19 protein-coding genes are annotated in these 21,480 nt (G+C 63.5%); 5 read left to right on the plus strand and 14 right to left on the minus strand.

Translation table 11 applies throughout. The features are described 5' to 3' along the window. Nucleotides 1-46 precede the first annotated feature (46 nt). From ugpB to pilM, 8 genes are all read right to left on the minus strand, one after another. A complete protein-coding gene (ugpB, locus tag NCS00_RS12865) occupies nt 47-1,372 on the minus strand; it encodes a sn-glycerol-3-phosphate ABC transporter substrate-binding protein UgpB (protein ID WP_034473119.1) in 1,326 nt (441 codons plus the stop codon). A gap of 29 nt (nt 1,373-1,401) precedes the next feature. Further along, nucleotides 1,402-2,622, minus strand: coding sequence for a deoxyguanosinetriphosphate triphosphohydrolase (locus NCS00_RS12870; protein WP_034473118.1), 1,221 nt, complete (start codon nt 2,620-2,622; stop codon nt 1,402-1,404). A gap of 44 nt (nt 2,623-2,666) precedes the next feature. Next, nucleotides 2,667-3,743: a 3-dehydroquinate synthase gene (gene aroB / locus NCS00_RS12875; RefSeq protein ID WP_034473117.1), complete on the minus strand. Its 1,077-nt coding sequence runs from the start codon at nt 3,741-3,743 to the stop codon at nt 2,667-2,669. 16 nt (nt 3,744-3,759) lie between these two features. Further along, the gene (locus NCS00_RS12880; RefSeq protein WP_008344080.1) at nt 3,760-4,305 is read right to left on the minus strand and encodes a shikimate kinase; all 546 of its coding nucleotides are present in this window, start codon (nt 4,303-4,305) and stop codon (nt 3,760-3,762) included. A 93-nt stretch (nt 4,306-4,398) separates the two neighbouring features. Further along, nucleotides 4,399-5,853: a type IV pilus secretin PilQ gene (locus tag NCS00_RS12885; protein ID WP_250440240.1), complete on the minus strand. Its 1,455-nt coding sequence runs from the start codon at nt 5,851-5,853 to the stop codon at nt 4,399-4,401. A 53-nt stretch (nt 5,854-5,906) separates the two neighbouring features. Continuing rightward, a complete protein-coding gene (locus tag NCS00_RS12890; protein ID WP_250440241.1) occupies nt 5,907-6,776 on the minus strand; it encodes a type IV pilus inner membrane component PilO in 870 nt (289 codons plus the stop codon). Further along, nucleotides 6,773-7,453 carry a PilN family protein gene (locus tag NCS00_RS12895; RefSeq protein WP_250440242.1) on the minus strand — a complete coding sequence of 227 codons (681 nt, stop codon included), beginning with the start codon at nt 7,451-7,453 and terminating at the stop codon, nt 6,773-6,775. Before NCS00_RS12895 ends, NCS00_RS12890 begins: the two co-directional genes overlap by 4 nt. After that, nucleotides 7,450-8,451, minus strand: coding sequence for a type IV pilus biogenesis protein PilM (gene pilM, locus NCS00_RS12900; protein WP_175983049.1), 1,002 nt, complete (start codon nt 8,449-8,451; stop codon nt 7,450-7,452). The genes NCS00_RS12895 and pilM overlap by 4 nt, the downstream gene beginning before the upstream one ends. Nucleotides 8,452-8,713: 262 nt before the next feature. Between pilM and NCS00_RS12905 the strand changes: the two genes are divergently transcribed. Beyond that, complete coding sequence (locus tag NCS00_RS12905) at nt 8,714-11,122, plus strand: penicillin-binding protein 1A (protein WP_175983048.1); 2,409 nt, start codon at nt 8,714-8,716, stop codon at nt 11,120-11,122. A gap of 62 nt (nt 11,123-11,184) precedes the next feature. On the opposite strand, the gene cyaY is transcribed toward NCS00_RS12905, so the two are convergent. After that, on the minus strand, nt 11,185-11,502 hold the full coding sequence (cyaY, locus tag NCS00_RS12910) for an iron donor protein CyaY (RefSeq protein WP_008344070.1): 318 nt from the start codon (nt 11,500-11,502) through the stop codon (nt 11,185-11,187). Nucleotides 11,503-11,537: 35 nt separating this feature from the next. Between cyaY and lptM the strand changes: the two genes are divergently transcribed. Both lptM and lysA read left to right on the plus strand, forming a co-directional pair. Beyond that, nucleotides 11,538-11,819 carry an LPS translocon maturation chaperone LptM gene (lptM, locus tag NCS00_RS12915; RefSeq protein WP_008344068.1) on the plus strand — a complete coding sequence of 94 codons (282 nt, stop codon included), beginning with the start codon at nt 11,538-11,540 and terminating at the stop codon, nt 11,817-11,819. Nucleotides 11,820-11,863: 44 nt separating this feature from the next. Next, entirely contained in the window at nt 11,864-13,126 is a 1,263-nt protein-coding gene (lysA, locus tag NCS00_RS12920; RefSeq protein WP_008344066.1) for a diaminopimelate decarboxylase, read from the plus strand. 50 nt (nt 13,127-13,176) lie between these two features. On the opposite strand, the gene msrQ is transcribed toward lysA, so the two are convergent. The 5 genes from msrQ to NCS00_RS12945 form a co-directional block, all read right to left on the minus strand. Then, the gene (gene msrQ / locus NCS00_RS12925; RefSeq protein WP_008344065.1) at nt 13,177-13,815 is read right to left on the minus strand and encodes a protein-methionine-sulfoxide reductase heme-binding subunit MsrQ; all 639 of its coding nucleotides are present in this window, start codon (nt 13,813-13,815) and stop codon (nt 13,177-13,179) included. Between the two features lie 3 nt (nt 13,816-13,818). After that, entirely contained in the window at nt 13,819-14,808 is a 990-nt protein-coding gene (gene msrP / locus NCS00_RS12930; protein ID WP_175983045.1) for a protein-methionine-sulfoxide reductase catalytic subunit MsrP, read from the minus strand. 132 nt (nt 14,809-14,940) lie between these two features. Further along, on the minus strand, nt 14,941-16,143 hold the full coding sequence (gene ccsB / locus NCS00_RS12935; protein ID WP_250440243.1) for a c-type cytochrome biogenesis protein CcsB: 1,203 nt from the start codon (nt 16,141-16,143) through the stop codon (nt 14,941-14,943). 4 nt (nt 16,144-16,147) lie between these two features. Then, a complete protein-coding gene (locus NCS00_RS12940) occupies nt 16,148-18,379 on the minus strand; it encodes a cytochrome c biogenesis protein ResB (protein ID WP_250440244.1) in 2,232 nt (743 codons plus the stop codon). A gap of 176 nt (nt 18,380-18,555) precedes the next feature. Continuing rightward, nucleotides 18,556-19,230 carry a c-type cytochrome gene (locus tag NCS00_RS12945; RefSeq protein ID WP_250440245.1) on the minus strand — a complete coding sequence of 225 codons (675 nt, stop codon included), beginning with the start codon at nt 19,228-19,230 and terminating at the stop codon, nt 18,556-18,558. Between the two features lie 301 nt (nt 19,231-19,531). On the opposite strand from NCS00_RS12945, the gene yihA reads away from it, so the two are divergent. After that, nucleotides 19,532-20,194 (plus strand): ribosome biogenesis GTP-binding protein YihA/YsxC, encoded by a 663-nt coding sequence (gene yihA, locus NCS00_RS12950; protein WP_008344055.1) that lies wholly within the window; start codon nt 19,532-19,534, stop codon nt 20,192-20,194. Nucleotides 20,195-20,448: 254 nt separating this feature from the next. After that, nucleotides 20,449-21,447, plus strand: a complete 999-nt coding sequence (hemB, locus tag NCS00_RS12955) for a porphobilinogen synthase (RefSeq protein ID WP_008344053.1) — start codon at nt 20,449-20,451, stop codon at nt 21,445-21,447. The last annotated feature ends 33 nt before the right edge of the window (nt 21,448-21,480 follow it).

Below are 21,480 nucleotides of genomic sequence, written 5' to 3' on the forward strand. Positions count from 1 at the left end.
TTGATTTCCCGGAAGCGCCCGCGCTTCTACACGCGGGCGCGTGACCTTAATTGCCCGCCTTCTCGAAGCGGCGCAGCAGTTCGTCGCCGCGTTGCACCGACGCGTCCAGCGCCTGTTGCGGCGTCTTCTTCTCGGCCCAAACTTGCTCGAGCTCTTCGTCGACGATCGTGCGGATCTGAGGCATGTTGCCGAGGCGCAGGCCCTTCGTGTACGCGAGCGGCGGCTTGTTCAGCATCTGCTTGATCGCGATGTCCGCGCCGGGATTCTTGTCGTAGAAGCCCTGCTTTTGCGTGAGCTCGTACGCGGCCTGCGTGACCGGCAGATAGCCCGTGTCCTGATGCCACTTCGCCGCCACTTCCGGCGTCGCGAGATACGCGAGGAACTTGGCGACGCCCTTATAGACGGCCGGATCCTTGCCCGCCAGAACCCACAGACTCGCGCCGCCGATGATCGCGTTCTGCGGCGCGCCCTTCACATTCGCGTCGTACGGCATCATGCCGACGCCGTAATCGAACTTCGCGAATTTCGCGATGGTCGCGCGCGAACCCGACGAATTCGTGATGATCCCGCAATCGCCGCTATAGAACTTCGACACCGGCTCGTCCTTGCGGCCGACATACGTGAACGTGCCTTCCTTCGCCATGTTTTGCAGGAACTGGATGTGCGCGACCTGCAGCGGCTTGTTGAATTCGAGCTTCGCATCGAGGCCGTCGAAGCCGTTGTTCTTCGTCGCGAACGGCGCGGCGTGCCACGCGCTGTAGTTCTCGAGCTGAATCCAGCTCTGCCAGCCCGACGAATATCCGCACGAATAGCCCGCGGCCTTCAGCTTCTTCGCGTCGGCTTCGACATCGGCCCAGGTTTTCGGCGGCTGGTTCGGATCGAGGCCGGCCTTCTTGAACGCGTCCTTGTTGTAGTAGAGAACGGGCGTCGAGCTGTTGAACGGCATCGAGATGAGATGGCCGGTCTTCGCGTCGCTGTAGTAACCGGCGATGGTCGGCACGAACGCCTTTTCGTCGAGCGGCACGCCAGCCTGCTTGAACACGTCGGAGACCGGGATGACGGCCTTTTTCGCCTGCATCATCGTCGCGGTGCCGACTTCGTAGACTTGCAGGATCGCGGGCGCATTGCCGCTGCGATACGCCGCGATGCCCGCTGCGAGCGCCTGGTCATACGTGCCCTTGAACACCGGGACGATCTTGTAATCGCTCTGAGACTTGTTGAAATCGTTGGCGATGTCGTTCACGCGCTCGCCGAGCGCGGCTTCCATCGCGTGCCAGAACTGGATTTCCGTCGCGGCGTGCGCGGCGGTGCTGACGCCGAACGTCAAGGCGGCAGCGGTCGTGACCAGGCGAAACAGGGGCTTGCGGACCATCGATGAGTCTCCGTATAAAACGTTATAAGTTAATTGTTATCGATGACAAACAGTCGTTGATATTCCTTCAATGCGTAACGGTCCGTCATTCCGGCGATGTAATGCGCGATGAGCCGCGCCTGCGAACTGTCGTGGCTCGACGAAGCCGCGTCGTTCGCCGATTCCTCCGTCACCGGTCCGCGCGCCTGATACGCGGGCGGCAAGAGACGCGGATCGTCGGAGAAGGCTTCGAAAAGGCCCGTCACGACGCGCTTCGCCTTGTTGGCCATACGCATCACGCGATAGTGCCGGTACAGGTTCTTGAACAGGAAACGCTTGAGTTGCGCCGCCTGTGCCGCGACTTCATCGCTGTGCGCGACGAGCGTGGGCGCGTTGCGCACGTCGTCGAGCGATTGCGGCGCGACGCGTTGGAGATTGCGGCTCGTCGCCTCGATCAGATCGACGATCAGCGTATTGATGATGCGGCGGATGGTTTCGTGAATGAGCCTGCGCCCTTCGATGTCCGGATACTCCGCGCGCGCCGCGTCGAAATGCGTGTGCCAGAGGCTCACTTCGGAAAGCTGCTCGAGCGTGATGAGGCCGGAGCGCAGGCCGTCGTCGACATCGTGATTGTTGTACGCGATTTCATCGGCGACATTGGCGATCTGCGCTTCGAGGGAAGGCTGCTTGCCCGTGAGAAAGCGCTCGCCGAGATCGCCGAGCTTGCGCGCGTTCTCGCGCGAGCAATGCTTGAGAATGCCTTCGCGCGTCTCGAAGCACAGGTTCAGGCCGTTGAACGCGCCGTAGTGCTCTTCGAGCTGATCGACCACCGCGAGGCTTTGCAGGTTGTGCTCGAAGCCGCCGTGATCGCGCATGCAGTCGTGCAGCGCGTCCTGTCCGGCGTGACCGAACGGCGTGTGGCCGAGATCGTGCGCGAGCGAAATGGCTTCGACGAGATCCTCGTTCAGCCGCAGATTGCGCGCGACGGAACGCGCGATCTGCGCGACTTCGAGGCTGTGCGTGAGGCGCGTGCGAAACAGGTCGCCTTCGTGATTGACGAAGACCTGGGTCTTGTATTCGAGCCGCCGAAACGCGGTCGAATGCACGATGCGGTCGCGATCTCGCTGGAACTCGGTGCGCGCCGCCGGGGGCGCTTCGGCGAAACGCCGTCCGCGCGATTGCGACGCGTGCGCGGCGTACGCCGCGAGATGCGCTTCGAGCGCGAGCGTCGACGGCGCGCCCGGCAAAACTTGATGCTCTTCTTCGCTCACCGGCTGCTCCGCATCGTCATGGTTCTGGCCGCTGCTCGCGCGGATCAGACGCTGGCTGCGAGCGTCGCGCGCACGGCCTGATCGGGCGCGCTCGTGATCTCGGTCGCGCCGAAGCGGGTCAGCAAAATGAATTTGATTTCACCGGCTTCGGCCTTTTTGTCGACCTTCATCAGATCGACGTAGCGGTCGTCGCCGAGCTTCGGCGCCGTGACCGGCAGCTTCGCCGCTTCGATCACGCGCACGAGACGCTGGCGCGCGGCTTCGTCGAGCCTGCCGAGGCGCACGGACAAATCCGCCGCCATCACCATGCCGCAACCGACCGCCTCGCCGTGCAGCCATTCGCCGTAGCCGAGACCGGCTTCGATCGCATGACCGAACGTATGGCCGAAATTGAGAATCGCGCGCTGCCCGCCTTCGCGCTCGTCGGATGCCACCACCGACGCCTTGATCTCGCACGAACGCTTCACCGCGTGCGCGAGGGCGTCGTCGTCGCGGCGATTCAGCGCGTCGATATTGCTTTCGATCCAGTCGAAGAATTCGGCGTCCGCGATGGCGGCCGTCTTGATGACTTCCGCGATGCCCGCCGCCAGCTCGCGCTCCGGCAAGGTGTGCAGCGCGCCGATGTCCGCGATTACCGCTTGCGGCTGATAGAACGCGCCGATCATGTTCTTGCCGAGCGGATGATTGATGCCCGTCTTGCCGCCCACCGACGAATCCACTTGCGAGAGCAGCGTGGTCGGCACCTGGATGAACGGCACGCCGCGCATATACGATGCGGCCGCGAAGCCCGTCATGTCGCCGACGACGCCGCCGCCTAGCGCGATCAGCGTCGTCTTGCGGTCGGCGCGCTCGGTCAAGAGCGCGTCGAAGATCGTGTTGAGCGTTTCCCAGTTCTTGTGCGCTTCGCCGTCCGGAAGCACGACGGTCGTGACTTTCTTGCCGAGCGGCGCGAGAGCCGCGCGCAACTGCTCGCCGTAGAGCGGATCGACGGTCGAGTTCGTGACGATCGCCACGGACGCGCCCTTGATGTGCGGAGCAAAGAGCTCGGTGCGGCCGATCAGCCCTGCACCGATATGAATGGGATAGGCGCGCTCGCCCAGTTCGACGTTGACGGTAATCATGGCGGACATGTGATCTTCAGGCCGGTTTGACGACGCCGGCGACCTCCAGTTGCATCAGGACCATATTGACGAGCGCGTTCACGGTCGGCCGTCCGGTTTCCACGACGAAATGCGCGCATTCGTGGTACAGCGGATCGCGCGCCTGAAAGAGCGCTTCGAGCTTGCCGCGCGGATCTTCGGTCTGCAGCAGCGGGCGATTCTTGTCGCGCCGTGTGCGCTGCCAGAGATCGTGCGGATTGGCGCGCAGATAGATGACGATGCCGCGATTCTTCAGATGTTCGCGATTGTCGGGGCGCAGCACCGCGCCGCCGCCCGTCGCGAGCACGATGCCATCGCGCTGCGACAGCTCGTCGATGACGTTCGCCTCGCGCTGGCGGAAACCCGCTTCGCCCTCGAGTTCCCAGATCACCGGGATGCGGGCGCCCGTGCGCGCCTCGATCTCATGATCCGAATCGATGAAGGAGCGCTGCAGACGGCGCGCAACCGCACGTCCCACGGTGGTTTTACCCGCCCCCATGAGTCCGACGAAAAAAATGTTCGCGTTCGCGTGCCCTTCCTGCAACTCGGTTTCCTTCTAGTTCGATGCAATTTGTTCGTGCGGCAGCTTAAGGGCAAACCGCCCGCTTTGTCGAGTTTCGCGGCCCTCGTGACGGGCCTAGCCGCTCGACGCGATCACATGCGGCGTAATCAAAATGACGAGCTCGCTCTTCGAGCTGCGCCGCGCGTCGTTGCGAAACAGCCAGCCGATCAGCGGCAATTTCGACAGTCCCGGCACGCCGGTCGTGTCTTCGTGTTCGTCATCGGAATAAATGCCGCCGATCGCCACGGTGCCGCCGTTTTCCACTTCCACGCGCGTCTGGATATGCTTGGTATGGATTGCCGGCCCGTTCGCCGTCTGCTCGCCGACACTGTCTTTCGTGATGTCGAGATCGAGAATGACGTGGCCATGCGGCGTGATCTGCGGCTCAACCTCCAGTTTGAGCGTTGCGCGCCGAAACTGCACGCCCGACATGCCATTGCCGACCTTCGCCTGATACGGCACTTCCATGCCCTGCTCGACGATCGACTTCACGCGGTCCGCCGTCACGACGCGCGGCCGCGAAACGATTTGTCCGCGCCCTTGCGCCTCCAGCGCGCTCAGTTGCATGTTGAGCAGCCGGGTGGCCTGCGCGACGAACAACGTGAGCCCGGCCGTCGCCGCGTCGAAACCGTTGATCGGCCCCGCCGACAAATCGTATACCACACCGTCCGCGCCGCCCGCGAACCCGGTCGCCGGATCGTTCTGCGCCGCGATGCCCAGCTTGACGCCGAGATTGCGCGACAGTCCCGCCTCGCCCTCGACGATCTTCGCCTCGATCATCACCTGCGGCGTCGGCTTGTCGATCAGCGCGACGAGTTCGGCGACCTGCCGCACGCGAGCGTCGAGATCGGTGATGAAGAGCAGATTCGTGCGCGCATCGGAGATGGCGGAACCGCGCTTCGACAGCACGCGCTGGCTGCCCGAGCCGGACAGCATCTTGCGCAGCTCTTCCGCGCGCGAATAACGCAGCACGAACGTACGGCTCGCGAGCGGCTCGAGGTCCGCGGCGCGCGCGTGGGCCTCGAAGCGCAGCTTCTCGCGCGCCGCCAGTTCCGCGAGCGGCGCGACCCAAATGACATTGCCGTGCCGCTCCATCGCGAGTCCGTGGACTTCGAGGAACGTGTCGAACGCGCGCCGCCACGGCACGGCGACGAGATTCATCGACACTTGTCCACGCACCTTTTCGCTCGCGACGATGTTCAGGCCGGTGAAGCGCGCGAATGCGTGCAGCGCGGCGCTCAAGTCGGCGTTTTTCAGATCGAGCGTGATCGGCTTGCCGTCGTCGTCGCTCTGCGATGCGTCGCTCAGACGCTCGAGTTTCGGCAAAGGCACGGGCGGGCCTTCCAGCGCCTCTGCCGTTTCTGTCTTCTCCGTTTCCGCCTGCTCCGCCGCGGGCTTCGCGGGCTGCGCTTCGGACGTCGCGACGATAGGCGGGTCGACAGCCTGCGCGTCGAACGATGCGGGCAGCGGCGGAAGCGGCGGGACGATCGCATCGGCGCTATCGGCGGCAAACGCCGTGTGCGCAGACATCGACAGCGCAGCCGCCATTCCGATGAATCTGCCTGAAAGCTTCGCGAACCGGCTCACGTGCGATCCTCCGCGAAAGTCAGCTTGCGCGACATGCCGTCTTCTCGGGCGAGTTCGATTGCGCGCGGCACGACGCGCCCGAGCCGTTCGTCGCCGATTTTCTGCCCCGGCGCGAAGCTGTCGACGTCGCGGCCGCTTTGCAAAAGCGCCATCGCGCGACGCCGTGCGACGAACGTGCCCACCAGCAGCATGTCGCTTCCCTGCGCGGCGGCGTCCGCGCTGCCGAACGGATCGATGACGAACGCGTTGGCGCGCGACACTGCGGCGGGCGCGACCGCCGGCAACGTTTCGAAGATGCGCAATGTCGCTTCTATGGCGAGCGCGTTCGCCTGCCGCTTGATCTGCACGTTCTCGGGAACGACGAGTCGCGGCAGGCCGGCGAGCGCATCGAGAAAGCGCCGTAGCTCCGCGAAGCTGCCGTCCGCGCGCAGCTTGAGCGCGCGCTCAGGAAACGGCTCTCGCTGCTTCGGCGCCCCGCCTTTGACGGCGACAGGCTCGATGTCCGCGACGCGCACGCCGCTCTGGGCGGCCAGATCCGCGACCGCGCGCAACGCGTCGGCGGCGCTCCAGTGCTCCGGATCGAGGCGCCCCGACGACGCGCGCGCTCGCAAGCCGGACAGTTCGTCGGCAATGCGCGCCGCGTCCTGCGCCTTCGCTTGTGCCGCGGCCAACGCGACGCGGCTTTCATCGAGCCGGCTCGCGTCCGACATGCGCCACGCGCGCAGGCCGAACGCAAACACGACGACACTCAACGCGAGCGCGACACACGCGGTCCGTCGCCTCGACCAGTCGTCGAGCGGTTGCAGGATGGAGAGCGCGCCGCGCGAGCGCGTCTTCATGGCGATGTTCATCGGAATCGTGCTCATGGGCGTTCCCCCTGCGTTGCCGCCAAAACCGGACGTGCCTGACGCGACGCCGTTTCATCGCGCGAATGATCCGGCGCATAGCGCACCAGCGCGACGAACTCGAATCGCGCGGCGTGCTCGTCGGAGGCCGTCGATGCAGCGCGCCTGGCAGGCTGCGTCGACGGAATTCCGTTCGCGCGCCGTTTCATTTCGATCACTTCCACCGCCTGCACGCCGCGCAGGCGCTCCAGCCGCTTGAGCCATTGCGACGCTGCCTGCGAATCGGGTGCGAGCGCCGCCAGCTCGACCTCATTCGTTCGCTGCGACACGCGTTGAAGCGCGACGCCGCGTTGAAGAGGCGAGTCGGCGAGCGCTTCGAGCAGCGCGAGGAAACGCTCGCGCGGCAACGCCAACGGCTGCGCGGCCTCACGCGCGCGCCGCCGTTCGCTTTCTGCGCGCACGAGCCGTGCGTGTTCGTCGATCTGCGCGCTCGAAGCACGCAGCGACGTCTCCAGCGCGACACGCCGTTCATCCAGTCGCGCGCGCTCGAACAAGTCGCGGCCAGCGACGGCGCCAACGGCCGCGCAGCCCGCGAGCGTCACCGCGCCGATCAGCGCGAGCCGCTGCCGCCGTAGCTCGCGTCGCTTTCGCGCGCGATAAGGCAACAGATTGAATCCGTCGAACATGGCAGCGTTCATTGCATCACCTCGCGCAACGCCAGGCCTACCGCAACCGCGAAACGCGGCGAATGCTTGTGCACCGTCTGAATCTCGGCCACCCCGTTGCAATACGGCGCGGCTTCGAACGGCAATGCCGCGCAGCCGAAAGTCTTGCCGAGCACGGGAAGCGGAAGGCCCGCGTGCGCCATCAACTCGATCTGCCCGCCGACGTAGATGCAATCGAGCGGCGCGTGTTCGCCAGCGAGTTCGTGCAACGCGTCCGAAATGCTCCGATGCTCGGGCGCGGGATACCGGACTTCGTTTTCGACGCCGCGCGAGCCGACGAGCCAGCCGTGCAAGCCGCTGCTTTCCAGCCAGCAGACGAGATAGCGCGCGTCGGCGTCCAGTTCGACGGAACCTGCATGGCGCATCGCGCGCAATGCGGCGGCCGGCTCGCTGTCGATGGCCGATAGCGCGATGCCCGCCTCCGCCGCGGTCTCGACTCGCGCCTCGACGTGTCGCCGCGCCGTCGCCGCTATCGCGACCAGCGCGTCGCCGTCTTCCCGCGTCTGCACGGACCAGTCGACCGCCAGCGCGCCGCGTTCGATGCCCGCCGCGCGCTCGGCTTCGGCGAGTACGGCCGGCTCGAGCAAGCCGCGCGGATCGCCGCCGATCGGGGCTGCGAGCTGCTCGTGGGTGTCGATGAGTCGGGCGAGCGGAACTTGCGTCGTAAGCGTCGCCGACGACGGCAAGCCCATCGCGCAACGCAGCGCACGCCAAGCGCCGCTTTCCGGCAGCCGCCCGAACGCCTCGCGCAACGCCGCGACGATAGGCGCGCGATCGACGAAATCGCCGCCGACCACCGCACCTGACGGCAGCGCCACCGACTCCAGATGCTCGACGCACACCGCCGCATTCGCCCTCAACCGCCTGCTCACGATGGCGAGGCGCACCGCGTCCTCGCTCACGTCGATGCCCGCCGCGTAGCGCCGCGTGACCGTCAGCATCGTGCCGCGCAGCATGTTTTCCTTGCTCATGACCGCTCCTTCCATTCGATCGCGCACCGAACCGTTCGGGCGCTTGATGTCGGAAGAATTGTCGCGAGCGCCGATCGCGGCGAACACTCGGCCGAATGGCCAACGCTCGCGTCGGAGGGATGCTTCCGCGCAGGATCGCGCGTATCTTGAAGACAACGGCAGACGCGTGTGCAGGCGCACACGGCGGCAGCGTGCGCCGTGTGCGTCAAGAAAAGTCCGAAACCCGGGCAGCTATAATCGCGTGACTGTTTTTGGTGGTGCTATGCAATCCTCTTCCCCGTCCAACCCGCCGTCCACGCCGCCCGAGAAGCCGAAAAAAGCCAAACGCCCATGGTGGGCGAGGCTCATGCTCGGATTTTTCGTCAGCGTTTTCGCGCTCGTCGTCTGCGCGGGTCTGGTGCTCGGCTACGCGCTCGTCGTTGCGATGCCGAACCTGCCGTCGCTCGAAGCGCTCACCGATTACAAGCCGAAGGTGCCGCTGCGCATCTACACGGCCGATCACGTTCTGATCGGCGAATTCGGCGAAGAGCGCCGCAGTGTCGTGCGCATTCAGGACGTGCCCGATCATCTGAAAAAAGCCGTGCTCGCCATCGAAGACGCGCGCTTTTACGATCACGGCGGCGTCGATCTCACCGGCATTCTGCGCGCGGGCTCGGTCGCCCTGACCAACGGCCACGCGTCGCAAGGCGCGAGCACGATCACGATGCAGGTCGCGCGCAATTTTTTCCTGTCGAGCGAGAAGACCTACACGCGCAAGATTTATGAAATGCTGCTCGCGTACAAGATCGAGCGCGCGTTGACGAAGGATCAGATTCTGGAGGTCTATATGAATCAGATCTATCTCGGGCAGCGCGCGTATGGTTTCGCGAGCGCGGCGCGGGTCTATTTCGGCAAGGATCTGAAGGACGTCTCGCTCGCCGAGGCGGCGATGCTCGCGGGTCTGCCGAAAGCGCCCTCGGCGTACAACCCGGTCGTCAATCCGAAGCGCGCCAAGGTGCGGCAGGAGTACATCCTGCAACGCATGCGCGAGCTGAACTTCATCACGCAGGCTGAGTACGAGCAGGCCGTGCAGCAGCCGCTCGTCGTGAAGGGACAGGGCCGCGAATTCAGCGTGCACGCCGAGTACGTCGCGGAAATGGTGCGTCAGATGCTGTACGCGCAATACCGCGAAGAAGCGTACACGCGCGGCCTGAATGTCGTGACGACGATCGATTCCGCCGACCAGGACGCCGCGTATCGCGCGGTGCGCAAGGGCCTGATGGATTACGAGCACCGGCACGGCTATCGCGGGCCGGAAGGTTACATCGATCTGCCGGCGAACGCGGATGACCGCGAGCAGGCCATCGACGATGCGCTCGCCGAGCATCCCGACAACGGCGAGATCGTCGCGGCGGTCGTGACGTCGGCGAGTCCGAAGGAAGTGAAGGCGAGCTTCATCGACGGCAACACGGCAACCATCAGCGGCAACGATCTGCGTTTCGTGCAGTTCGCGCTCTCGTCGCGCGCGCAGCCGAACTCGCGCATTCGTCCGGGCGCGATCGTGCGTCTCATGAAGGACGACGACGGCGACTGGATCATCACGCAATTGCCGCAAGTCGAAGGCGCGCTCGTGTCGATGGTGCCGCAGGACGGCGCGATCCGTGCGCTCGTCGGCGGCTTCGACTTCAACAAGAACAAGTTCAATCACGTCACGCAGGCATGGCGCCAGCCGGGATCGAGCTTCAAGCCGTTCATCTATTCGGCATCGCTCGAAAAGGGTCTCTCGCCCGCGACGATCATCAACGACGGACCGCTTTTCTTCAGCGCCGCCGAGACGGGCGGCCAGGCGTGGGAGCCGAAGAACTACGGCGGCGGCTTCGACGGCCCGATGACCATGCGCTCCGCGTTGCAGCGCTCGAAGAACATGGTGTCGATCCGCATCCTGAGTCATATCGGCACGAAGTACGCGCAGCAGTACATCACGCGCTTCGGCTTCGATGCGGACCGTCATCCCGCCTATCTGCCGATGGCGCTCGGCGCCGGCCTCGTCACACCGCTGCAAATGGCAGCCGGTTACGCGGTGTTCGCGAACGGTGGATATCGTGTGAATCCGTATCTGATCGCCGATATCACCGATCCGTACGGGCGCGTCGTGTCGCATCCGCAGCCGCTCGTCGCGCAGCAAAGCGCGCCGCTCGCGATCACGCCGCGCAACGCTTTCGTGATGAACAGCCTGTTGCAGAGCGTCGCGCAGCACGGCACGGGCGCGAAGACGAATCAACTGAAGCGCGGCGATCTGGCCGGCAAGACGGGCACGACGAACGATTCGCGCGATGCGTGGTTCGCCGGTTATCAGCGCACGCTCGTGGCGATCGCGTGGATCGGCTATGACAATCCCCGCAGCCTCGGCGACAAGGAAACGGGCGGCGGTCTCGCGCTGCCGGTGTGGATGGATTACATGGGCCGCGCGCTGAAGGGCGTGCCCGAGTACAAGCCGATGATGCCGCCCGATATCACGTCGCTCGGCAACGAGCTGTACTACGACGACATGACGCCGGGCCGCGGCTTCGTCGCAACGATCGGTGTGAGCCAGGCGCCGCCGCAGGAAGGCGTGTCAGGCGTGACTGCGCCCGCGCCCGAGGTTGGCGAGCAGGAAAAGCAGGACATCATGAATCTGTTCAAGGGGCAGTAACCCGGCCCCTGCAAAGCAAAGCGAGCGGACCGAAAGGCCGCTCGTTTTTTTTACGCCTCGATTTATGCCTTGAAGCGGATCGGCTCGCCGGCCTGCTCGCTCGAATATTTGCTCAGCGTCGCGAAGAATTCGCTGTTGTCGCGCGTGTCGCGCCAGGCGCCGTCGACGTATTTGTAGTGGAATCCGCCCGCCTTCGCCGCGAGCCAGATTTCGTGCTTCGGCGGCTGCAAGTTGACGATCACCTTCGTGCGATTCTCGAATTCCAGCGTGAGCACATTGCCGCTGCGCTCGAATTCGATGTCCGCTTCGGCGTTGTCCACCGAGCGCTCGATGGCCGTCAGCGCGGCCTCCGCCAGCGTCAGGTATTCCTGGTCTGTCATGCTAAACTCCATCGATTAAACGTATAGGGACGGTCATGCGAGTCGTTTTCAAGATGAGCGCGATTGTAGCGGCTTTGAGCATCGGCGCCGCGGCAACGCTCTCGCTCGGCGGTTGTGGGCAACGTGGTCCGCTGTATCTGCCAAGAGTGCCGCCGCTGCCGCAACGTCCCAACGACCTCCAGAATACGCCGCCTTCGAACGTCGCTCCGGACAGCGAAACGGCATCGAGACAGCCGCTCTCGCTTTCGCCCGAGACCGATCTCAAAACCAGTCCCAATGGTGCATCGGCGCCGAAAGCCGCGTCGTCCGCTTACTGATCCTCGAGCCTTAACGCCTTCGTGGCGCACTTTCGATTCCACGCATGAGTGATTCCGCATTCCACTACGTCGACGGCGTGTTGCACGTCGAAGGCGTCTCAGCCGCGTCGCTCGCGGACCAGTTCGGCACGCCGCTCTACGTCTATTCGCGCGATGCCCTCACGCGCGCCTATCACGCTTACGCCGATGCCTGCGCCGGCCGCAAGGCAACGGTGCACGTCGCGGTGAAGGCGAACAGCAATCTCGCGGTGCTCAACGTGTTCGCGCGCATGGGCGCGGGCTTCGACATCGTGTCGTCGGGCGAGCTCGCGCGCGTGCTCGCGGCCGGCGGCAAGGCGGAGAACACGGTGTTTTCGGGCGTCGGCAAGACGGTGGCCGAAATGCGCGAGGCGCTCGAAGCGGGCGTCAAGTGCTTCAACGTCGAGTCGATTCCCGAGTTGCACGCGCTCAACGAAGTCGCGAAGTCGCTCGGCAAGAAAGCGCCGGTTTCGCTGCGCGTGAATCCCGACGTCGATGCAAAAACGCATCCGTACATCTCCACCGGCCTCAAGTCGAACAAGTTCGGCGTCGCGTTCAGCGATGCGCGCGCGACGTACGCGCAAGCGCATGCCATGCCGAATCTCGATGTCGTCGGCATCGATTGCCATATCGGCTCGCAGATCACCGAAATCAGCCCGTATCTCGACGCGCTCGACAAGCTGCTCGAACTCGTCGAGCAGATCGAAGCGGACGGCATGAGCATTCGTCACGTCGATGTCGGCGGCGGTCTCGGCATCACCTACGACGACGAAACGCCGCCCGATATCGGCGTGTTCGTGAAGACGCTGCTCGATCACATCGAGAAGCGCGGCCACGGTCAGCGCGAAGTGTATTTCGAGCCGGGGCGCTCGCTCGTCGGCAACGCGGGCGTGCTGCTGACGCGCGTCGAGTTCCTGAAGCCGGGCGAGGAAAAGAACTTCGCCATCGTCGATGCCGCGATGAACGACCTCGCGCGTCCCGCGATGTACGAGGCGTTTCATCGCATCGTGCCGGTCGTGAAGCGCGACGAGAAAGCGCATACATACGATGTCGTCGGTCCGGTATGCGAAAGCGGCGACTGGCTCGGACGCGATCGCGAGCTGTCCATCGCGCCCGGCGATCTGCTCGCGATCTGCTCGGCGGGCGCGTACGGCTTCGTGATGAGCTCGAACTACAACACGCGTCCGCGCGCCGCCGAAATCATGGTCGATGGGGAACGCGCGCGGCTCGTGCGCGAGCGTGAGGAAGTGAAGCAGCTGTTCGCCGGCGAATCGATTCTGCCGGACTGAAGCGCCGCGCTTCGAACGAAAAAGCGATGCCCTGACAAGCATCGCTTTTTTTATGCGCGTCGCGCTTTGAGCCAGGCGATCACGCGCCAGCCGAGCAGCACGATCACGATCGAGCCGTAGATCTTCGGCAGTTCGAGATCGTGTTTGCCCGCCTTCATCCACCAGAAATGCAGGATCGCGAGCGCGGCGATCAGATAGATCGCGCGATGCAAGGTCTGCCAGCGACGGCCGAGCTTGCGCACCATCGCTTTCGGCGATGTGACCGCGAGCGGAATCAGCAGCACGAACGCCGCGAAACCGACCGTGATGAACGGCCGCTTGCCGATGTCCTTCAGCATCGCGGCGACATCGAACCATTTGTCGAACCAGATGTACGTCGTGAAGTGCAGTACGGCGAAGAAGAACGCGAAGAGACCGATCATCCGGCGAAAGCGCGCGAGCGCCGTCACGCCCGTCAGGCGGCGCACCGGGGTGATCGCGAGCGTGATGCACAGATACACGAGCGTCCAGAGGCCGGTCGAGCGCGTGATGAATTCGATCGGATTCGCGCCCAGGCCGCCCGTCGCGCCGAGCAGCACGAGACGTGCGAGCGGAAACAGCATCGCGACGAACACGACGATCTTGACCGGAACGATCCATCGCGGTCCCGTCGCGACGCGCGCGCTTTTGATCTGGGAAGCGGACGACATCGTTCAGAAGTTCTTCTTCAGATCCATGCCGGCATACATCGACGCGACCTGATCGCCGTAGCCGTTGAACATGAGCGTCTTGCGTTTCGGCTGAAAGAAACCGTCCTCGCCGATGCGCCGCTCCGTCGCCTGACTCCAGCGCGGATGATCGACATTGGGATTCACGTTCGAAAAGAAGCCGTATTCGCTCGGCGCGTAGAGATTCCAGCTCGTTGGCGGCTGCTTCTCGACAAAGCGGATTTTCACCAGCGATTTCGCGCTCTTGAAACCGTACTTCCACGGCACGACGACACGCACCGGCGCGCCGTTCTGATTCGGCAGCACTTCGCCGTACAAGCCGACGGTCAGCAGCGTGAGCGGATTCATCGCCTCGTCCATGCGCAGACCTTCGGAATACGGCCATTCGAGGATCGGCGTCGAAAGTCCCGGCATCTGCGACGGATCGGCCAGCGTGATGAACTGCACGTACTTCGCGTTGCCCGTCGGCTCGGCGCGCTTGATGAGCTCCGACAACGACACGCCGATCCACGGAATCACCATCGACCAGCCTTCGACGCAGCGCAGCCGGTACACGCGTTCCTCGAGCGGCGCGAGCTTGAGAATGTCGTCGATGTCGTAGACCTTCGGATTCTTGATCGCGCCCTCGACGGACACTTTCCACGGCCGCGGACGCAGCGTGCCGGCGTGGGCGGCGGGATCGTCCTTGTCGGTGCCGAACTCGTAGAAGTTGTTGTAGCTCGTGATGTCCTTGAACGGCGTCGGCTTGTCGAGCGCGACGAACTTCGGGTTGGTCGTCGCGGCCAGCTTCTGGCCTTTGGCGTCGGGCGATGTCAGCGTCGCGTGGGCGAGGCCGCTCGCGCCGGCGAGTCCTGTCGCGGCGAGCGCGCCGAGCGAACGAAGCGTGCGCCGGCGATTCTCGAACACGTCGCGCGGCGTGATTTCGTGACTCGCAATGTCATCGCCGTACAGATTACGGCCTTGTTTGATCCACATGAAGCGTGACTCCTTCCGTTCATTCTTGTACGGAGAAAACAGCAGATTTGATGCCAGTATTCCACCGCAAAACGAAAAAAAACCGCCAGCGCTCGTCACGCATGGCGGTCTTTTTCGATTCGACGCTGCCGATCAGAGCTTGCCGTAACTATGCAAGCCCGAAAGGAACATGTTGACGCCGAGGAACGCGAAGGTCGTGACGATCAGGCCCGTCAGCGCCCACCATGCGGCGGCGGCGCCGCGCAGGCCTTTCATCAGGCGCATGTGCAGCCACGCGGCGTAGTTCAGCCAGACGATCAGCGCCCAGGTTTCCTTCGGATCCCAGCTCCAGTAGCCGCCCCACGCTTCCGCCGCCCACAGCGCGCCGAGGATCGTCGCGATGGTGAAGAACGCGAAGCCGACGGCGATCGACTTGTACATCACGTCGTCGAGCACTTCGAGCGACGGCAGGCGGTCCGCCATGAAACCGCGCTGCTTCGCGAGATACGCGACGGAGACCATCGCCGAGAGCGCGAAGCTGCCATAGCCGATGAAGTTCGCCGGAACGTGGATCTTCATCCACCAGCTTTGCAGCGCGGGGACGAGCGGCTGAATCTGCTGTGCATCGCGCGCGATCGAATACCACATCAGGAAACCGACCGCCGCGCTGATCACGAGCAGCACGAACGCGCCCATCGCGCGCGTCGAGTAATGCTGCTCGTAGTAGAGATAAAACAGCGACGTGATGAGGCAGAACAACACGAAGACTTCGTACAGATTCGAAATCGGAATATGGCCGACGTCCGAGCCGATCATGTAGGACTCGTACCAGCGCACCATCAGGCCGGTGAAGCCCATCAGCACCGCGACCCACGTCATGCGCGAGCCGATCGCGCCGCCCGTCTGCGAGCGCGTCGCAAGGCCGATCCAGTAGAAGAGCGTCGCGAGGATGAAGAGCGCGCTCATCCACAAGATCGCGGACTGGCTCGACAGGAAGTACTTGAGGAAGAAGTTCGTGTCGGCGCGAGCGAGGTCGTGGTGATAGAGCTGGATCGAGAAAAGCGACAACACCGCAATCAACGCGATCAGCAGGCGTACCGGTTTCCAGCGCCAGCCGAGCACGACGAACGTCGGCACCGCGCCGACCAGCACGGCCGTGTCGTACACGTCCATGTACGCGTGATAGCGGTTCAGCGCGAAACCCGCGCCCGCGACCATCGCGAGGGCGAAGAGCCAGTCGATCAGCGTGAGCCTGCGCAGGAACGGACGATCGTCGAACTCGGCGACATCGGGAAGCCCCGATGCCGGACGCTCCGTCTTGGCGGAGGCGTGGGAGGAAGTCTGTGTGAGGTCCATGATCTTACCGTGTTGAAACTTCCGAGCTCGGGGTCTCGGTTTGCGAATGCCGGTGCGCGTTTTGCGCCGGGGACGGATCGGCCGGTACTTCCGGCTTCACGCCGAGCGCCGCTGCGATCTGCGCGCGCGTACGCACGAACTCTTTCTCGAAATCGAACGTGCGGCGGGCTGTGGACATCGCCATCAGCACGCTCGCGCCGCCCTGGCCCGCATCTTTGAGCCAGAACCAGAGCCGGCGCTCGCGCACGTAAAACATCGCGAAAATGCCGACGACCAGCAGAAGGCTGCCAAGATACACCAGATTTTTACCCGGCGCGCGCGTCAACTGGAATACCGAAGCTTGCACCTGCCTGAAGTTGTCCAGTTGCAGAAAGACCGGCGAACCGTACAGAAAGCTGTCGGAAAGCGCGTTGATGGACGATTGCACGAACGCGGCGTTCTTATCGTCCACTTTAGCCGCGGGCTGGCCGTTTTGCTCTCGGGAAATCTGCCATACGTCCCACATCGCGCCTTCGAGCATCCTCATCAGCAGGCCGGCGGCTTTCTCCTGCTCGCCCTTCGGCACCGATTTGTCGATAAACATCGCGATGCTCTGGAAACCGCCAATCATCTGCGGATTCGTCGTCGCCTTGCCGGTTTCATCGGCGCCTGCGAAAAGATTCAGCACGCGGACGGCGCTTTCCTCCAGATGTTTCTGCAGTTCACCGTTTTCCTGCGGCACCGAACGCAACGCGAAACGATGCGCGGCTTCGGCGCGCGTCGCCGGCGTCGCGAGCGCGGCGCGCAGGTCCATCCACTGTTTGACGGTGCCCTGATCGTCGGCGGGAATGCGCAGATAGCGGAACGGATCGTTCGGGCTCAGGCGCATGCCCGCGAGGAACATGCGCTGGCCGCTCACGTCCACGGGCACCATGTAGTTGCTGTATTCGCGCGCCTGGCCGTCCGTGCCGCGCACCTTGTATTGCACCGACGGGCCGATATTGCGCAGATCCGTCGGTCTCGACGTTTTGGCGCCTGAGCCGAGGCGCTCGTCGAATGCATCGCGCAGCGTTTCCTTCTTGCCGACGCCGCGCGCGTCGGGCGCGCCGCTGCCGTCGGTCATGTTCTCGACGTTGATCGCGCGGAAATCCGTGAACTCGACCGTCTCGCCCTGCGCGCCCGCGAACTGCGCGCCGATGGGCGCCGTGCCGCCGATCGTCCCGCTGAACGGCGCGGTCTTCGCGCTGCCGCCGGTCATCGGCCAGGCGGTCATTTCGAGTTTCGAGCCGCCGTCCTGAAAGCTCGATTGATAGATCGAAATGCCGTCGTAGGTGAACGGCTTGTTCACTTCGATGCGCGCCGGAATGCGCTTGCCTGTCTTGTGATCGATCACGACGATATCGCTCGCGAAGAGCTTCGGCATGCCGGTCGAGTAGTAATCGACGATGAACTTATTGAGCTGAATCGAGAACGGCAGGTCCTGAATGATCGAGCCGTCTTGCTGATTCAGTATCGCCGTGCCGACGAACTGCCCTTCGGGCACCCATGCGTAGCCGCGGAAAGTCGGATTCGACGTTGAAAGACGATGCTCGCGCGGAATGTCGTTGATGACGGCGTTGCTGTTGATCGGCGTCTTGTTGAACATCCACATCTGCAGCTTGATGGGCAGATTGCTGTCCAGCAGACCGCCGATACAGATCACGACGATCGCCAGATGCGCCGAGATATAGCCGATCTTGGTCATCGCGCCGCGCTTGGCGGTGATGAGCGTCGCGCCGTTGTCGGTCTCGCGCGTCTTGAAGCGGTAGCCCATCTTCGCGGACAGGCGTTCGAGCGTCGCGGCGGTCTGCGCGCGATCGGCCGTGACCGTGAACTCGCCCTTGTGATGGAACGCGCGCAGCCCGCCTTCGTGCACGCGATCCTTCCAGCTCTTGATGTCCGCGATCATCTTCGGGCTGTTTCGGATCACGCACAGCGACACCGAGATCACGAGGAAAATCAGGATCAGCATGAACCACCATGCGCTGTACACGGTGTAGATGCTCAAGCCACGGAAGATGTCCGCCCAGAACGGGCCGAACTGATTGACGTAGTTGGGATACGGATCGTCCTGCGTAAGCACCGTGCCGATGATGCTCGCGATCGCCAGAATGACCAGCAATGCGATGGCGAAGCGCATCGAACTGACGAGTTCGACGAAATGCCTGATGGCCCGACGGCTCGACTTCGACTGCAAACCCGATGTGGTGACGCTCATTCAAACTCCGGCTGGACAGCAAAAAAGGGTGGAGACGCTGGCGGTCTTTGTCGACCGACGTCCCACCCTTTTCTTGTTTTCGCGCCGGTCTTCTCGGATAGTCCGGGACCGGCTTCGTAGTATGGGCGATTCTCCGTCTCTGCATGGAGAACCGCTGGACGCTGACTGCTATGCGTTCAATGCAAACCGGCGATGTAGTCGGCGACCGCCTTCATCTCCGCTTCGTTCAGGCGCGAGGAAATCTGGTGCATCGGCTCGCTGTTGGTGCGTTGTCCCGATGCGAAGGCGTTCAACTGCGCCACCGTGTAATCGCCCCACTGCCACGACAGCCGCGGATACTGCACCGGAATGCCCATGCCCGTCGCGCCGTGGCACGCCGCACACGCCGGCACGCCCTTGTCCGCGATGCCGCCGCGGTAGATCTTCTGGCCCAACGCGACGTCGTTCTTGTCGCGCGCGTAATTGGGCTTTGCCTTCTGCGACGCGAAGTACGCCGCGACGTTCACCATGTCCTGATCCGATAGCGCGCCCGCGATGCCCGCCATGATCGGATTGTTGCGCGCCGGTGCCTTTGCACCCGGCTGCGTCTTGTAATCCTTCAACTGCTTGACGATGTACTCGGCGTGCTGCCCCGCGAGCCGCGGAAATGCCGCGCCGGCGCTGTTGCCGTCTGCCGCGTGACACGCCGCGCACACCTGAGTCGCGATAGCCTGGCCTCGCGTCACATCCGGCTTGGCCGGTTGCGCGGGCTCCGCCGCACTCACTGACATCGATACCGCCAGACCACTCAAACCTGCACCGAAAGCCGCCGCTGCCCGAATCACCACCAGAGACCTGTACAGTCGGTTCATTCGCGTACCCTGTTTTTCGTCTTGTGAGAATGTGAGGTTCTGCAAAAAACGACGGCGACCGATCATCGCCGCAAGATACCCGAACTCGCTGAACGAAGAGGCCCAAAAGTATGCCTCTGAAAACTGTCTCGCTCCTTGTGGGTGCCGCCTGCGGCTTGGGTCTTGCGTGCCCGCTGATCTTTAAAAATCCGTCGTATTGTACAATAACCCGCTATACGCAAAGACGCCAGTCGGGGCATGCCCAGTATTTGCCGGGTTCTCAAGGCTTCGGTTTTCGCAGCGCTTTCGATTGGACCCGCCCATGTCATTCCTGCTTCATCAATCCCGCTTCTTCACGACCGTCAACCATCTGCGCGATCTGCCGCCGACGCCGCAACCCGAAATCGCTTTTGCGGGGCGCTCGAACGCCGGTAAATCGACGGCGATCAACATCCTCTGCAATCAGAAGCGGCTTGCTTTCGCGAGTAAAACGCCGGGGCGCACGCAGCACATCAATTACTTCTCCGTCGGTCCGGAAGCCGCGCCGGTCGGCTATCTCGTCGACCTTCCCGGATACGGTTACGCCGAAGTGCCGGGCGCCGCGAAGGAACATTGGCAGCGGCTGCTTTCGACGTACCTGCAAAGCCGCGCGCAACTGTGCGGCATGATCCTGATGATGGATTCGCGCCGGCCGCTCACCGACCTCGATCGCATCATGATCGACTGGTTCGCGCCGACCGGAAAACCGATTCACGCGCTGCTCACCAAATGCGACAAATTGACGCGACAGGAGATGACGAACGCTCTGCGTGCGACCAAGAAATCCTTCGCCGAATATAAAGACGCGGGCTATCGCGGCGAACTTACGGCGCAGCTCTTTTCGGCGCTCAAACGGACGGGCATCGACGAGGCGCATGAACAGATCGAAAGCTGGCTGATACCAGAAGAAGCCGGCGAAAACGCGTCAGAAGACGCAGCCGAGTGAGCGCGGCGCGTGCGCGCCGGCATAAAAAAACCCGCCGCATAACGGCGGGTTAATAGCCTAATCGAATAACGACAGGCACCCGCTCAGGGAGGAGAAGCGGGGAGTCCGGCGGCAAGCGCCTCGCTCGATCGGTATGATATACCATTGTCTCAAAGCGGTTTCAGACGCAGCCAAGTGCTTGTTCGGCAAGGGTTTAGGCGTCTCGGAACACGTTTTCGACCTCCCCTGAAGACCACCCAAATTCGAGTCGAAATATGAGCTTCTATCCTCACCATCGCCCGCGCCGGATGCGCCGCGATGACTTCTCGCGCCGTCTGATGCGCGAAAACATCCTCACGACGAACGACCTCATCTATCCCGTGTTCATCGTCGAAGGTACGAATGTGCGGCAGGCCGTGCCGTCGATGCCCGGCGTCGAGCGCACGTCCGTCGATTTGCTGATGAAAGTCGCCGAGCAATGCGTCGAACTTGGCGTGCCGGTGCTGTCGCTGTTCCCGGCGATCGAACCGTCGATCAAGACGCCCGATGGCCGCGAAGCCACGAATCCGGACGGTCTCATTCCGCGCGCCGTGCGCGAGCTGAAGAAGAACTTCCCGATGCTCGGCGTGCTGACCGACGTCGCGCTCGATCCGTACACGAGCCACGGCCAGGACGGCGTGCTCGACGAAGAAGGCTACGTGAAGAACGACGAAACGAGCGAAATTCTCGTCGAGCAGGCGCGCACCCAAGCTGAAGCGGGCGTGGATATCGTCGCGCCGTCGGACATGATGGACGGGCGCATCGGCGCGATCCGCGAGATGCTCGAAAGCGAAAGCCACATCCACACGCGCATCATGGCGTATGCGGCGAAGTACGCGTCGGCGTTCTACGGCCCGTTCCGTGACGCCGTCGGTTCCGCAGCGAATCTCGGCAAGAGCAACAAGATGACGTATCAGATGGACCCGGCCAACTCGGACGAAGCGATGCGCGAAGTGCGCATGGACATCGAGGAAGGCGCGGACATGGTGATGGTCAAGCCGGGCATGCCGTACCTCGACATCGTGCGGCGCGTGAAGGACGAGTTCCGCTTCCCGACGTACGCGTATCAGGTGAGCGGCGAGTACGCGATGATCAAGGCGGCCGCGCAGAACGGCTGGATCGATCACGACAAGGTCATGATGGAAGCGCTGCTCGCGTTCAAGCGCGCGGGCGCGGACGGCGTGCTGACGTACTTCGCGCTGGATGCGGCGCGGATCATTCGCGCTTCTGTGTAAGCGCCAAAAGGGCGATGCGAGTGCATCGCCCTT

The organism is Caballeronia sp. AZ1_KS37, assembly GCF_023631165.1.
Lineage (GTDB): Bacteria > Pseudomonadota > Gammaproteobacteria > Burkholderiales > Burkholderiaceae > Caballeronia > Caballeronia zhejiangensis.